General features: G+C 53.8%; 12 protein-coding genes. 4 read left to right on the top strand and 8 right to left on the bottom strand.

Features of this window, described 5'->3' with window-relative positions:
- Positions 1-56 precede the first annotated feature (56 nt).
- From LCM31_RS01840 to LCM31_RS01810, 7 genes are all read right to left on the bottom strand, one after another.
- Positions 57-935, bottom strand: coding sequence for a hypothetical protein (locus tag LCM31_RS01840; RefSeq protein WP_224867053.1), 879 nt, complete (start codon positions 933-935; stop codon positions 57-59).
- A gap of 516 nt (positions 936-1,451) precedes the next feature.
- Positions 1,452-2,267, bottom strand: a complete 816-nt coding sequence (locus LCM31_RS01835; RefSeq protein ID WP_224867051.1) for a hypothetical protein — start codon at positions 2,265-2,267, stop codon at positions 1,452-1,454.
- A gap of 127 nt (positions 2,268-2,394) precedes the next feature.
- Positions 2,395-2,949, bottom strand: coding sequence for a hypothetical protein (locus LCM31_RS01830; protein WP_224867049.1), 555 nt, complete (start codon positions 2,947-2,949; stop codon positions 2,395-2,397).
- 53 nt (positions 2,950-3,002) lie between these two features.
- On the bottom strand, positions 3,003-3,866 hold the full coding sequence (locus tag LCM31_RS01825; protein ID WP_224868636.1) for a CsgG/HfaB family protein: 864 nt from the start codon (positions 3,864-3,866) through the stop codon (positions 3,003-3,005).
- Positions 3,867-4,001: 135 nt separating this feature from the next.
- Positions 4,002-4,418: a curli assembly protein CsgF gene (locus tag LCM31_RS01820; RefSeq protein WP_224867047.1), complete on the bottom strand. Its 417-nt coding sequence runs from the start codon at positions 4,416-4,418 to the stop codon at positions 4,002-4,004.
- On the bottom strand, positions 4,418-4,828 hold the full coding sequence (locus LCM31_RS01815; RefSeq protein ID WP_224867046.1) for a curli production assembly/transport protein CsgE: 411 nt from the start codon (positions 4,826-4,828) through the stop codon (positions 4,418-4,420). The genes LCM31_RS01820 and LCM31_RS01815 overlap by 1 nt, the downstream gene beginning before the upstream one ends.
- Positions 4,829-4,857: 29 nt before the next feature.
- Complete coding sequence (locus LCM31_RS01810) at positions 4,858-5,496, bottom strand: helix-turn-helix transcriptional regulator (protein ID WP_224867044.1); 639 nt, start codon at positions 5,494-5,496, stop codon at positions 4,858-4,860.
- 354 nt (positions 5,497-5,850) lie between these two features.
- Here LCM31_RS01810 and LCM31_RS01805 point away from each other — a divergent pair, with 354 nt between their 5' ends.
- From LCM31_RS01805 to LCM31_RS01790, 4 genes are all read left to right on the top strand, one after another.
- On the top strand, positions 5,851-6,180 hold the full coding sequence (locus LCM31_RS01805) for a P-loop NTPase family protein (RefSeq protein WP_224867042.1): 330 nt from the start codon (positions 5,851-5,853) through the stop codon (positions 6,178-6,180).
- 203 nt (positions 6,181-6,383) lie between these two features.
- Positions 6,384-7,796: a hypothetical protein gene (locus LCM31_RS01800; protein WP_224867040.1), complete on the top strand. Its 1,413-nt coding sequence runs from the start codon at positions 6,384-6,386 to the stop codon at positions 7,794-7,796.
- Entirely contained in the window at positions 7,789-8,712 is a 924-nt protein-coding gene (locus LCM31_RS01795; RefSeq protein ID WP_224867038.1) for a glycerophosphodiester phosphodiesterase, read from the top strand. The genes LCM31_RS01800 and LCM31_RS01795 overlap by 8 nt, the downstream gene beginning before the upstream one ends.
- Entirely contained in the window at positions 8,709-9,617 is a 909-nt protein-coding gene (locus LCM31_RS01790; protein ID WP_224867036.1) for an MBL fold metallo-hydrolase, read from the top strand. Before LCM31_RS01795 ends, LCM31_RS01790 begins: the two co-directional genes overlap by 4 nt.
- Positions 9,618-9,711: 94 nt before the next feature.
- Here the strand turns inward: LCM31_RS01790 and LCM31_RS01785 are convergent, their stop codons facing one another.
- Positions 9,712-12,816 (bottom strand): efflux RND transporter permease subunit, encoded by a 3,105-nt coding sequence (locus tag LCM31_RS01785; RefSeq protein ID WP_224867035.1) that lies wholly within the window; start codon positions 12,814-12,816, stop codon positions 9,712-9,714.
- Positions 12,817-12,872: the final 56 nt, after the last annotated feature.

Here is a 12,872-nt window from a genome sequence, read left to right as displayed (position 1 = left end):
AAATAGCGAACGAGCGGCTGGTTTAGCCGCTCGCCGTTAAACGCGGATTCGCAGAATTACTGGAAGATCACCGCGTTGTTACCGACACCCATCTGGGTGGCCATCGCGGTATCGCCAACAAGGCCGAACTGGCCTACTAGCGCGTTGTTGAACGCACCAACCTGAGTGGTGGTTGCCATGTGGCCTACACCAACCTGGCCGATGTAGCTGTCGTTGAAGAAACCAAACTGCGAGGTACTACCTGAGTTTGCAGCGCCCAGCTGAGACACGTCAGCTTGGTTGCCGAGGCCGTCCTGTAGAATGTTTGCGTCGTTAAACAGACCAATCTGGCGTGTGTCCGCATCGTTACCGAGGCCCAATTGCGTAATGCTGGACGTCTGCATAATCCCCGATTGCCAGGAGTCTGCGTTGTTTAACGCACCGTTCTGATTAATCACCGAGGTGTTAGCCAGACTAAGGAATTGTACGGCTTTGGCGCTGTTGCCAATACCATTTTGACTGATGGATGCGGAGCTCAGTAGGCTCACTGTTTGCGCTACTTTGGCCCAGTTCAGGAAGCCAGTTTGCACGATTGAGGCTGAGGATAAACCGGATGCGGTTTGCTTGGTTTTCGCGGTGTTAGCGATACCCACCTGCAAAACCGATGCAGTGTTACTGAGGCCGAGCGTTTGAGTGGAGGAAGCGTAGTTCAGCGCACCCAACTGGGTTTGCATAATCATGCTGCCATTCTCGGCGGATTGGGAGGCGTCGGCACTATTGAAGAAACCGGTTTGCACCTGCATCACAGTATTGTTGTTGGTGAGAAGACCCGTCTGGTTCACATTGGCGTTGTTACCAACACCGTTTTGCAGCGTTGTAGCGGTATTGTTCCCTGCAAAAGCAGAACCGCTGACAGCGAGCAAGATTGCAGCCGCAATCGGGGTAAACGTCTTCATGAGTTGCTCCTTTACTTCGGACGTTAAATACAATCAGCCCTTGGAAGCTGATTAACATGGCGCGACGGTATGCCGGCGCCATGTACCTCGGCACGAAGCCTCACGTTGAAACTTGTTCCACGTATTCATGAGGCGTCACTGCCCAAGTTCTTGAGGTTCGGTGCCCGCGCAAATATGAGATTCAAGGCAGGTGCCTCCGAGCATTGGCGCGGTCCATAATGTTGATCGTGCAGGTCATCATGAGTTGGCCCGAAAAGGCTAAAAAATAATCACCTTGTACTTGAGTGTTGATGCTCGAAAGGAGGGGCGCTATAGGAGGGAAGTCATTAAAATCTAGGAAAAAAGTACAATTTTTTAATCAGCAATAATTCTGGAAAATACGCACTCATAACTGAATAGCGCAGTTATGGCGCAAAAAAGGATTTTTACGAAGGGAATATCTGCCAGAAGGGCAACTCGGGTGACCGTAGAAAAACTCAGCGTCGCTTACGCACTTAGTTGCTGACTGGTTGCGGATTAGTTGCTGAGCGACACCGAATTACCCACACCGTACTGGGTCACTGTGGCACTGGAAGAAATACCAGTTTGGGTAACAGCAGTTGCGTTAAGCGTACCCGACTGGCTTATGATCGTCTGGTGATTTCCCCCAAGGCCAATGGCGCCACGCTGTTCAATCATCAGCTGGTTGAAATTACCGCTCTGGCGGGCGCTGATTTGATTGTCGTCACCTGCCTGTAATAGGGATGCCTGATTGGCCAGCCCATCTTGAAATACATCGGACGCATGCAGTGCACCAGACTGTTGAACCACGCTCTTGTTAAACGCTCCCTCCTGCACTGAAATTGACAGCTGTGCTATGCCGGTTTGCGTAACCGTGGTCGTGTTGTCATTGCCCCGCTGTTCGATAAAGCTTCTCGCATAAAACGCACTGGTTTGCTGAATTTCCGCGCGATTCTGTATGCCGACTTGTCGGATGCGCAAATCATTGAAATTGCCATCAAGTTGTTGCGCATGGGCCTCGTTGCCGAAGCCGCCCTGCTGCACCTGTACGCGGCTGTTATAGGAAACGGATTGTAGGCTGGTTACGCGATTCTCTGTGCCAACCTGTAGACTGTGCGTTGTATTTCCAGTGCCGTATTGTTGCTGTGCATAGGCTTTATTAAAAATGCCGTCCTGTTGCTGCTGGATTAGGCTGCCGCTCTCCTGTTTCTGTGTTGCTTCGACCGTGTTTTGCGAGCCTTCCTGATCCTGCTCCAGCTGGTTATCCACAGTATTAAAAAACTGCTGCTGGATAAGAGCAAAGTTATCCAGTCCCTCCTGGTACTGATACACCGTATTTTGTTCAGCTTGCACTAGGGGCGGATAAGGAAGCAACGTGGCCGCAGCCACCAGGGCAATTGTAGCCGCGGGTGTGAGCGCGCTCGCTATCGAACTGTCTTGAAGGCGCGAGAGGGCGTGACTAGTCATATTGATTAATTGTCGTGCTCATGGAAATACCGGTCTGGGTAACCGCGGTGCTCAGGCCGTTTCCGCGCTGGTTGATGGTGACGTTGTGATTAAGCCCTACCTGCTCCACGGTGGCCGAGTTACGCACACCGTACTGGGTGATACCGGCAGTATGTGCATAGCCCACCTGTTCCAGCAGAATCAAATTTTCATAGCCCGCTTGAAGTAGTGCAGCGATATTACCCTCGCCAGCCTGGGTGGTGATGCTACTGTTGCCGTCACCGACCTGATTGGCGACCACTAAATTGTTGAAGCCCACCTGCTGCACAGAGAGAAAGTTTACTGTGCCAGTCTGCTTCGCAGAAACTTGGTTGAAATTTCCTTCCTGATAGATATTGGCGATATTGGCGGCAGAAAAACCGAATGACACATCGAGTTCACTGAGCGTCGAAAGTTCGGACACTGTACTTTCGATTTCCTGCGCCATCAGTGAACCGGGAAGTGCCAGCATGAAAATCGAAACATACCTCGAGTAAGGGCTAGCAAACTTGGCGTGCCAGAGATTCATGGATATTTTCTCTTTGATTTTTTTAGTGACCGAGCATCGGGAAAAAACGCGATCTACAAGATGGCCGTACCTTCGTTCAGGTAGTACTGCAGAACCGGGTTATTAATATCTTCGGGGTTATCCAGTGCCCAGGAGTTAGCCACGATGCCCTGGCTGATCAGGTGGATCACTGCCGACTCCATTGCCGACAACATGGCAAGCTGAGCCGGTTCGTTGGTGGTGGTACCCACTTCTATCTCCAGCAAGCGCTTGAACTTCACGTAACGGAATACGTCCGCACTAATGGCCTTTGAGTACACCGTTTTCGAAGTCAACACCGAGTGAAGGACGCGGCCGGAGCGAATGTCGACGGCGCGCAGGTTTACGGTCACCTGGTCCACACGGTACTGCTCGTCCGCGCCGATACCGAAATAACGGATACCGGCACCACCGGTACGGATATTGGTGTCATAGGCGACGATGCCGCCTTCGAGCAGAATATTGGCGGCTACCAGTGAGGGCAGCACCAGATTGTTTTCCGGTGCGTTAGGCTTGGCCAATGCCGCACGCACAATCTTGCGCTCCGTCAGTAAGTTCTGAAGCCCTTCGCGCTCCAGTGGAATGAACCATCCGGATTCGTTCAGCACATTCATCAGCATCGACGCTGCACCCTGGGTAACCGCGGTAGAGAAGCTACTGGAGGGGGCGGGTTTGTACTGGCCTGTTTGATCGCGAAAGTTGTACACCGCCGCGAGTATTTTTCCTCTGGGCTGCGGCAAGCCGAGCAGGTCACGGAAGGTGTTCTTACGCGGTGTCAGCTTCGCATCCTGAATGCCAGGTCCAAACAGGGCCTCGCCCGTTTGCTTCACCAGAACACAGCCACTCAAGGCGAGCACAAACGAAAGGGTGGCGACGAGTCTGAAACCTCTAGTAAACATCACGCTTGTCTCCAATATTATTCGCGATTATTCGGATTGCGGATCAGTCCAGGATGCATCTAGTTGGCACTGATAGCTTTTGCCTATTTATGATTGACGTCAGTGGGTTCGTTTCGTTGGTCGTGTAATGGGATATCAATTTGTCGGGTTTAATCCGCTCACTACAATTTCACTTTTGTCTCCAGTGGATCGATCGGTAATCAGTACCGTCAACACACCATCGTTATCCACAATCTGGACGATGAAATCGTCGGTGATCAATTCACCGCTATTGCCATCGCCGACATCGGTCAGCAACTGATTAAGCAGGCGGGTTTCCAGTGAGTCGGTAAAACGGTCCAGTGCACTGGGTTGCTGGTACAGGTCTGCCGGGCTATCCGGGTCGTCGTGATCATCCTGGGATTGGGCATTCTGTAGCAGAAAGGTGCCGTTCAGTGGGTTGCCACCAAAGTTTGGGTTAGTCGGTTCATAGATCAATTCGGTAGCAAGTGTGCTGCCGCCCAGTGCGATGCCAGCAATGAATGTCAGTTGATGCATTATTTTGATTATCATCAGAGTTCGTCCTTGCCTAAATCAAAGTGATCGGTAAAGGCCGCCCGTACCTTTTCCTGTAATACCATTTCGTGAATCATCTGCGACGCTTCTTCTGCCAATTGGCGGATATTGTTTGTACTGGGGCTGATAAAGCGCCGAAACACGGTTTTGTTGTTGTAGGTGATCCAAATCAGGTTGCCCCAGCGCGCGGAAGGGCGCTCCTGAATCGTGAGGTTGTAGTCGCTGTCTGGATAATTCAGGTTGCGGTACTCACTCATAAACCTCGCGAAATCATGCCCTGTGCGGGTAATTGTCTGGTCGATATTGAATCCGCTGATCTCGTCTTCGATGGCCGCACTATCTTCTGCTACAACCTGATCTTCCAGGGTGCCGTTATCCTCCTGAGATACGGCAGGCTGCGGCGTCATTAGCAAAATGCAAAGCGCGACAGTGGTTCTCATATTCGTTCAACTTGCAGGTGCAATTTTGCCCAGTTGCTCGCCTGTAGCCGGTTCTTCACGCCAATCTTGCGAAAGATGTTGTACATATGGTTTTTTACCGTGTGCTCACTCAAGTGCAGGCGCGAGGCAATAATACTGTTGGGCTCTCCCGTAGTGAGCTGAGCGAGGATCTCTTGCTCCCGTTTGGTTAACAGCAGCCTTGATCGTGAGTCGGAGTCATTTTGAAGCTGGGAGCTCTGGATGCTGGCGGCCAGTTTGCTCACCAGTTCCTGTTGTCCGGTACGGTGATCACAGAGGAAAACAAACTTGCGTTCTTCCAGCGGTGTGGTGACGTGGGCAGGCAAATCATCGGGAAGGTTGATGAGTAGGACGCGCGAGTGTTCCAAGTCCTTTAAATAGTGAAACTCTTTCCCGGGGATGGGTTGGGAGGAAAGGCCAAAACAATTTACGACGATTACATCGTAGTTTTGCAGGCAGTGCTTTTGTTTTCCAAATTCCGATTTTTCCCAGTTAAATGGCAGTGACTCTGAAATGAGAGAGAACAGCAAATCCCCATGAAGGCCGGCATCGCTCAAAAAGAGAATCGGCATAGATGACCCCATAATTAACTCAAGGAGTCTCAGGAATATGAGCATGTGGGAAGGGATGCCTGGGGTGTTAAATCAGGCAAAAAATGCGTCTTCCTAAATTCCTCGCCGATGTGTCTTAATTTACTGCATGTTGTGGTGCGAGCCCACTTCTTCGTGCCGGGAGGAAAATATGCCAATCCACTTACGTGGAAAATCTCAATCCCTGAGAAATTTGTATGGAGTGTAGACGGATTTCCCGGAAAGTCGGCGCAATCTGATGACAGAAGCTGGATTATTTATCCTCCCTGCGTACTTCTTCGAAACGAGAACCCGTGAATCCTCAAGTATCTGTAGTTTTTAGAGAATATTTTTTGTTATGGCGTTTTTGACAAAATTTATTTTTCAATGAGAGAGCGTTTCATGTGCTGGCGGTATGCGCCTACCTGGATCAACGTTCTCATTTTCAATGAGATACCCAACGTGGTGCCGGGGCTCGCAGAGACATTACCGTTTAGCCACTTTGTGCGCCTGATTCGCGGAATCATGTTGCGGGGCGTAGATATTCTGGAGCTGTGGCCGGATCTGGTCGCGCTACTGGTTTTTGAGGCGGTGCTGGAGGCCCTAGTCATTCTGCGCTTTAGCAAACGGCTCGATCGACCGCTCTATTGCTCTGCACATGTCGACACACCGCCTATTTTGGCGTCAAAAGCCACATTTCGTGTGCTTCACGTCTTCGCCTGGGTGGATTAATCGCGCATATTCGCCTTTTGCCGCATTTGTGGCGTGGTGCACGAGAATCCTTTCGCGGCACTTGATAGCATGGGGTGTTACCCGGGCCCAAATCGAATAAAGCGAAGTTATCCAACAGGACTTAAACCAGGACTTAAACAGCAGTACTTAGGTCTGTGCATCCAACAATCATTGCTGCCAGTCAGCAGGGAGGACGTTGTACCATGGCCGAGTTATTCCAAAATTTGCCGCCGTGGATGTGGTTTGTCATCGCACTGGTTGCGCTGTTTCTGGCGCGCACACCGGCCCATCAGGGCATCTACGCATTGGCGCGCTTTTTTCACCAGTCCCTGCGGCTTGGGGCCAATGCCGTTGCGGCAGCGGAGGCGCGTCTGCAACTGCGCAATCGTGAGGTTCTGCTGGCCGCCGGACGCGAGGCGACTGAGCGACAGCTTGAGCGGGACTTTGGCCGTATTGAAGGGGCGATGAAAAAAGATCTCGCCCAGTATCCATCCCTGCACCGGCGTTTGTGCGAGCAGCTCACCACGATCGACGAAGATTATGTTCGTAGCGCCGAGGTCCCTCCCGAGCCCACTAACTGGGCCAAAGCCATCAAGGCGGTCGCAGAAATCCCTTCCAAACACGACGGCGTGGTTGGGGATGTGCTGGAGACGATCCATGGCTCCATGCGCAAGGCGGAAGGCCGCGCGCTGGAAGCCTACCGGGAGTCCGCGCGTGAACGTCACCTGCTGTTAAAGCGCATGATGCCGGGCTGGCGAGGCATTCTTACCAGTCTTGGGGATATGCACAAAACCGTGACCACGGTGCAGCAGCGTTCCAAAGCCATCGACGGGCATATGTCGCGCTATGAGGAAATTCTGCAGGGTAGCGACCGCGCCCTGCGTAGCTTGTCTTCCTCGTCACTCATTCAGTTTTTCATCGCGACACTGGTGCTGGCCATGGTCGCCGGCGGTGTCCTGGTGAACTTTCACCTGATTGCCCGCCCGATGGCAGAAATAGTCGGCAGCGCCAGCTCCCTCGGTGCCTTCAAGCTGGCCGACATTTCTGCGCTGGTGATTATCTTTATGCAGATCTCGCTGGGCGTGCTGGTCATGGAGAGCCTGCGCATTACCCGCATGTTTCCTGGTGTCAGTGCACTCGCGGACAAATTACGCAATTGTATAAAGTCGACGGCGCTTGTCCTGCTGGTGCTCTTCGCCACCATGGAGGCCGGCCTTGCTTATATGCGGGATATCTTGTTGCAACAGGATCTTATCCAGAGTGCAGCGCTCGCCGGCAGCGATGCGGTAGTGAGCGAAGTGCACTGGATCACCGTGGCGGTTCAAATGGGAATGGGGTTTTTCTTGCCCTTTGCGCTCGCGTTTATGGCGATTCCTCTGGAGCGCTTCGTGCTGTCTTTACGTACGGTAGTTGGGGTGGTTTCTGCGTTTGCCCTGCGTCTTCTGTCGATGACGCTGCGGCTCACCGGCGCAGCGGTTACCGGTGTAGGCGGCATGCTGGTGCGGGTTTACGACATCGTGATTTTCTTCCCTCTCTGGTTAGAGGCACTCTTGCTGCGTTGGCGTGAACAGCGCGCCGCACGTGTGGCCGCGAGTGATTTGTCCGAAAATGCTTAAACGCCTGTTGTTACTACTGGTTCTGGCGGCTTTGCTATTTCTTGGCTGGCGCTTTCTGGCCGCACGCCCTGCGCCAGACACTGGTCTGCAGTTCCCCAGTTACCAACAGGAAGGGTTTCGCCGACCGCTGGTGATTGCCCATGCGGACGATTCCGGCAAGGGCCTGTTCCCGGGCAATACCGAGATTTTCCTCGAACAGATGGCCGCTTTGAAGGTCGATGTGCTGGAGATGGATGTGCATCTGACGGCGGACGGTGCACTGGTGCTGATGCACGATGACACCGTAGACCGGACTACGGACGGACGGGGTGCGATTCGCGATAAAACCCTGGCACAACTGCGTCAGTTGAACGTGGCTTACAACTGGACCAAGGATGGCAGCAGCTATCCCTACCGGGAGAACCCCCAACGCATCCTTACGGTCGACCAGGTATTCGAGGCCTACCCGCGCTACCCGATGATTGTTGAGCTGAAAACACCGCAGGCGGAAGCCGCGGGTTTGCTCTGTCAAAAACTGCAATCTTTCCAGAAAAGTAACCTGGTGATTGTTTCCTCCTTTCACCAGGAAGCGATAGACGCATTTCGCCGCGATTGTCCACAGGTGGCCACCGGGGCAGGATCTCACGAAGTGAGAGCCTTTGTCGCGGCCAGTAAGCTGCAGCTGTTCCGTCTGTTGAGCCCTCGCTATCAGGCACTGCACCTACCGGTAAGGTATTCAGGCATCACATTGGTAGACCCTAGAAGTGTGCAGCAGGCACAATTCCGCGGCGTCCGTGTGGATGTTTGGACCGTTAACGATGAGCCAGAGATGCGCCGGCTCATCGCCCTGGGGGTGGATGGGATCATGACCGACAGACCGGATCGCCTACAAAAAATAATTGAAGAGCTACAGGAATTTGAGGAGATGAATCAATGAAGAAAGCGTTTTTAGTCAGGCTGGCGGCGCTCGGTTTAAGCTTGAGCACGGCCATGTCCGCGCAGGCACAGCGCGACTTTTCCAAGGTGGAGATCAAATCCGAACCTGTCGCTGAAAACCTGTATATGCTGACCGGCCTCGGTGGCAATATCGGACTGTTTGTGGGGGAGGATGGTGCGTTTATGGTGGACGATCAGTTCGCTCCGCTGAGTGAAAAAATTCTCGCGGAGGTGGCGAAGCTCACCGATAAGCCCCTGCGCTTTGTGATCAATACCCACTGGCATGGCGACCACACCGGTGGTAACGAAAATATGGGTAAGGCGGGTGCGCTGATTGTTGCCCACGAGAATGTGCGCAAACGCATGAGTACCGAACAGTTCACCAAGCTGTGGGACCGTACCACCCCGCCGGCCCCGGCGGATGCGCTACCGGTAATTACCTTCACCGATGCCACCACCTTCTACTGGAACGGCGATGAAGTGCGTGTGCAGCATGTGGGCCCGGCACACACCGATGGCGACTCGATCATCCATTTCAAAAATGCCAACGCGATCCATATGGGCGATACCTTCTTCAATGGTAGCTACCCCTATGTGGATCTTTCCGCGGGCGGTGTGCTGGACGGCGTGATCGAAAATGCGCGCAAAGTGATCGAGATGTCTGATGACAACACGCGCATCATTCCTGGGCACGGACCGCTCACGGATAAGAAAGGACTGCAGAGCTACCACGACTTGCTGGTGAAATTGAAAGGCAATATCAAGGCGCTGGTGGACAAGGGCATGAGCAAAGAAGAAGTCATTGCGGCAAACCCCACCAAGGAGTTTGATGAAAAATACGGCCAGGGCTTTATGAAGCCCGATGTGTGGACCGGAATTGTCTACGACTCGATCAAGCAGCAGTAATCGGGCAGTAGAAAAAGGTGATAAAAAAGGGCCAAGAATCGCGGATTCTTGGCTCTTTTTCTTTGTTTGGTTGGTCTTTTGTTTAGTCTTTTGTTTAGCTTGCCGGCTCGATTGATGGTGTCTCGGCTGACGCTATAGACGGGGTATTGCTATTCGGCCGCTTGACCCGATACCAGGCGGCGTAGAGCGCCGGTAAGAACAGGAGTGTCAGCGCCGTTGCCACGATGAGCCCTCCCATAATCGCGACCGCCATGGGGCCGAAGAAGTCGCTGCGCGAGAGCGGGATCATCGCCAGCACCGCGGTCAACCCGGTGAGCACGATCGGGCGGAAGCGGCGTACGGTGGACTCGACGATAGCGTCCCATACAGAGAGTCCCTGGCCTTTGTCCTGCTCGATCTGATCCACCAGAATCACCGAGTTACGCATGATCATCCCCGCCAGCGCGATGGTGCCGAGCATCGCCACAAAGCCAAATGGTTTGTTAAACAGCAGCAGGAACAGGGTGACCCCGACTATTCCAAGCGGTGCGGTGAGAAACACCATGGTGGAGAGGGAGAAGCTGCGCAGCTGTAGCATCAGCAAGGTAAACACCACCAAGACAAATAACGGCATACCCGCATTGACCGAGTCCTGCCCCTGCGCAGATTCTTCCACACTACCACCGACCTCCAGCAGGTAGCCCGGTGGCAGTGAGTCACGCAGGTGCTGAAGTTGCGGCCAGAGTTCGGCGACTACGGAGGCTGGCTGCTGAGTACCGTAGATATCTGCGCGTACGGTGACGGTGGGAAGTCGGTCGCGGCGCCAGATAATGCCTTCCTCGAAGCCGTAATCCAGAGTGGCAATCTGATTGAGCGGCAGTGAATTGCCATTATCGGTTTGCACCGCCAGATTCCCCAGTTGTGCCAGTGCCTGTCGCTCGCGCTCTTCACCGCGCACCGCCACCGTGATCAGTTCGTTATCTTCACGATATTGGCCTACTTCGGTACCAGACAGTGAACCGCGCAGAGCTTGAGACAGGGAAGCGCTGGTTACACCCATTTGGCGTGCCCGTGCCTGATCCACCGCGAGGTTGACTACCTTGCTCGGTTCTTCCCAATCCAGGTGGACATTGGTGAGTGCATCATTGTCGCGTACAACGGCTGCGACTTCGCGGGCGACACGGCGCGCTTCGCCAATGTGTTCTCCGGAAATTCGGAACTGCACCGGATAACCCACTGGGGGGCCATTTTCGAGGCGAGTTACGCGGGTGCGCACCTCAGCGAACTGCTCACTCAGCGTTGCAATCAACCAGGCGCGGACCTGCTCGCGCTCCTCCACATTGCGGGTCAGCACTACAAACTGGGCAAAACTGGCCGCGGGCAATTGCTGATCCAGTGGCAAATAAAAGCGTGGCGATCCGGAGCCCACATAGGCTACATAATTTTCGACCTGAGGGTGTTGCGACAGGAGTGTTTCCAGGCGCAGAGCCTGTTCCTCGGTGGCATACAGCGATGCCCCTTCGTTGAGTTTTAGATCAACGATCAACTCCAAACGTGCGGAGGACGGGAAAAATTGCTGGGGTATAAAACGGAACAGAAAAATTGCTCCGAAGAAAAGTAGCGCGGTCAGTAGTAAAACCGTCTTTCTGTAGTACAGGCACCAGTGCAGGACACGACGGAAGCGCAGATAGAAGGGCTGGCTATACGGGTCAACATGGTCACTTGTTTTGTGGCCGCCGCGCTCGGGTAACAGGCGGTTGCCCAGATAGGGGACAAAAATTACTGCCGCGACCCAGGAAGCCAGCAGGGAAATGGTAACCACCTGGAAAATCGAGCGGGTGTATTCACCGGTGCCGGACTGGGCGGTGGCAATAGGCAGGAAGCCCGCTGCGGTAATCAAGGTTCCGGTTAACATCGGGAACGCGGTTGTGGTCCATGCAAAGCCGGCCGCCTTGATACGGCTGAGGCCCTGCTCCATTTTAATCGCCATCATCTCTACTGCGATGATGGCGTCGTCCACCATCAGGCCGAGCGCGAGTACCAGTGCGCCGAGAGAAATCTTGTGCAGTCCGATGTCGAAATAGTTCATCAGTGCGAAGGTCATTGCCAGCACCAGCGGAATCGATAGTGCCACTACAAGACCGGTGCGGAAACCCAGTGAGAAAAAGCTCACCAGCATCACGATCACCAGAGCCTCGATCAGAACTTTGACGAATTCGCCCACGCCACTTTTTACTGCGGCCGGCTGATCGGATACCTTTCTGAGTTCTAGGCCAATGGGCAGGCTCTGTTGCAGCTCAATTACTGCGGCATCGAGATGTTCGCCCAGTTGCAAGATATCGCCGCCGTCTTTCATCGATACGGCAATACCGATGGCATCCTCACCCATAAAGCGCATGCGTGGCTGGGGTGGGTCGCTGAAGCCGCGCTCTACCCTGGCGATATCGCCGAGTGTGAGTGTGTGCCCGTTGGCGTGAATGGGGAACTGGCGAATTTCTTCGACGCTGCGAAATTGGCCACTGACGCGTATCCGCACGCGATCACTGACGGCTTCGACAATGCCGGCATCCGCCATCTGGTTTTGCGCCTGCAATACAGACTGCACCTGGGATAAGGAAATACCCAGTGACGCCAGCTTGGTATTGGAGATTTCTACCCAGATTTTCTCGTCCTGCAGCCCCAACAGTTCGACCTTGCCGACATTGTCGATACGCTGAAGTGCCAGCTGCAAGCGGTCGGCATAGTCTTTCATCAGCGCATAATCAAAGCCTGCGCCGGTAAGTGCGTAGATGTTGCCGAAGGTGGTGCCGAACTCGTCGTTGAAAAAGGGCCCCTGAATATCCGGTGGCAGGGTATGGCGAATGTCGCCAACCTTTTTCCGTACCTGATACCAGAGATCTGGGATCTTATCCGAGTGTAGGCTTTCCCGAGCGACAAACATGACCTGAGATTGCCCCGGCCGGGAGAAGGACGTGATGCGCTCGAAGTCCCCGGTCTCCATCAGCTTTTTCTCGATGCGCTCGGTGACTTGGCGGGACACTTCCTCAGCACTGGCCCCCGGCCACTGGGTATTAACCACCATCACCTTGAAGGTAAACGGCGGGTCTTCACTTTGGCCGAGCTGAGTATAAGAAATGGTGCCGATCACCCCGAGGATGATCATGGCGTAGAGCACCAGTGGTCGGTTATTGAGTGCCCACTCGGAAAGGTTGAATCGCATCTTAGGGTTTCCGGTCGTCCGCTACGGCGGATGGTTAGCAGGGAATAAGTTTCTTC

The organism is Microbulbifer agarilyticus, assembly GCF_020171345.1.
GTDB lineage: Bacteria > Pseudomonadota > Gammaproteobacteria > Pseudomonadales > Cellvibrionaceae > Microbulbifer > Microbulbifer agarilyticus_D.
The sequence above is the reverse complement of the archived record's forward strand: the minus strand, read 5'-3'. Positions and strand labels throughout refer to the sequence as shown.

Bases quoted from the DNA above. Each gene is read 5' to 3' on its own strand.
- LCM31_RS01840 (WP_224867053.1), bottom strand. From the start codon at position 935: ATGAAGACGTTTACCCCGATTGCGGCTGCAATCTTGCTCGCTGTCAGC.
- LCM31_RS01830 (WP_224867049.1), bottom strand. From the start codon at position 2,949: ATGAATCTCTGGCACGCCAAGTTTGCTAGCCCTTACTCGAGGTATGTT.
- LCM31_RS01825 (WP_224868636.1), bottom strand. From the start codon at position 3,866: ATGTTTACTAGAGGTTTCAGACTCGTCGCCACCCTTTCGTTTGTGCTC.
- LCM31_RS01820 (WP_224867047.1), bottom strand. From the start codon at position 4,418: ATGATAATCAAAATAATGCATCAACTGACATTCATTGCTGGCATCGCA.
- LCM31_RS01815 (WP_224867046.1), bottom strand. From the start codon at position 4,828: ATGACGCCGCAGCCTGCCGTATCTCAGGAGGATAACGGCACCCTGGAA.
- LCM31_RS01810 (WP_224867044.1), bottom strand. From the start codon at position 5,496: ATGCTCATATTCCTGAGACTCCTTGAGTTAATTATGGGGTCATCTATG.
- LCM31_RS01805 (WP_224867042.1), top strand. From the start codon at position 5,851: ATGTGCTGGCGGTATGCGCCTACCTGGATCAACGTTCTCATTTTCAAT.
- LCM31_RS01800 (WP_224867040.1), top strand. From the start codon at position 6,384: ATGGCCGAGTTATTCCAAAATTTGCCGCCGTGGATGTGGTTTGTCATC.
- LCM31_RS01795 (WP_224867038.1), top strand. From the start codon at position 7,789: ATGCTTAAACGCCTGTTGTTACTACTGGTTCTGGCGGCTTTGCTATTT.
- LCM31_RS01790 (WP_224867036.1), top strand. From the start codon at position 8,709: ATGAAGAAAGCGTTTTTAGTCAGGCTGGCGGCGCTCGGTTTAAGCTTG.
- LCM31_RS01785 (WP_224867035.1), bottom strand. From the start codon at position 12,816: ATGCGATTCAACCTTTCCGAGTGGGCACTCAATAACCGACCACTGGTG.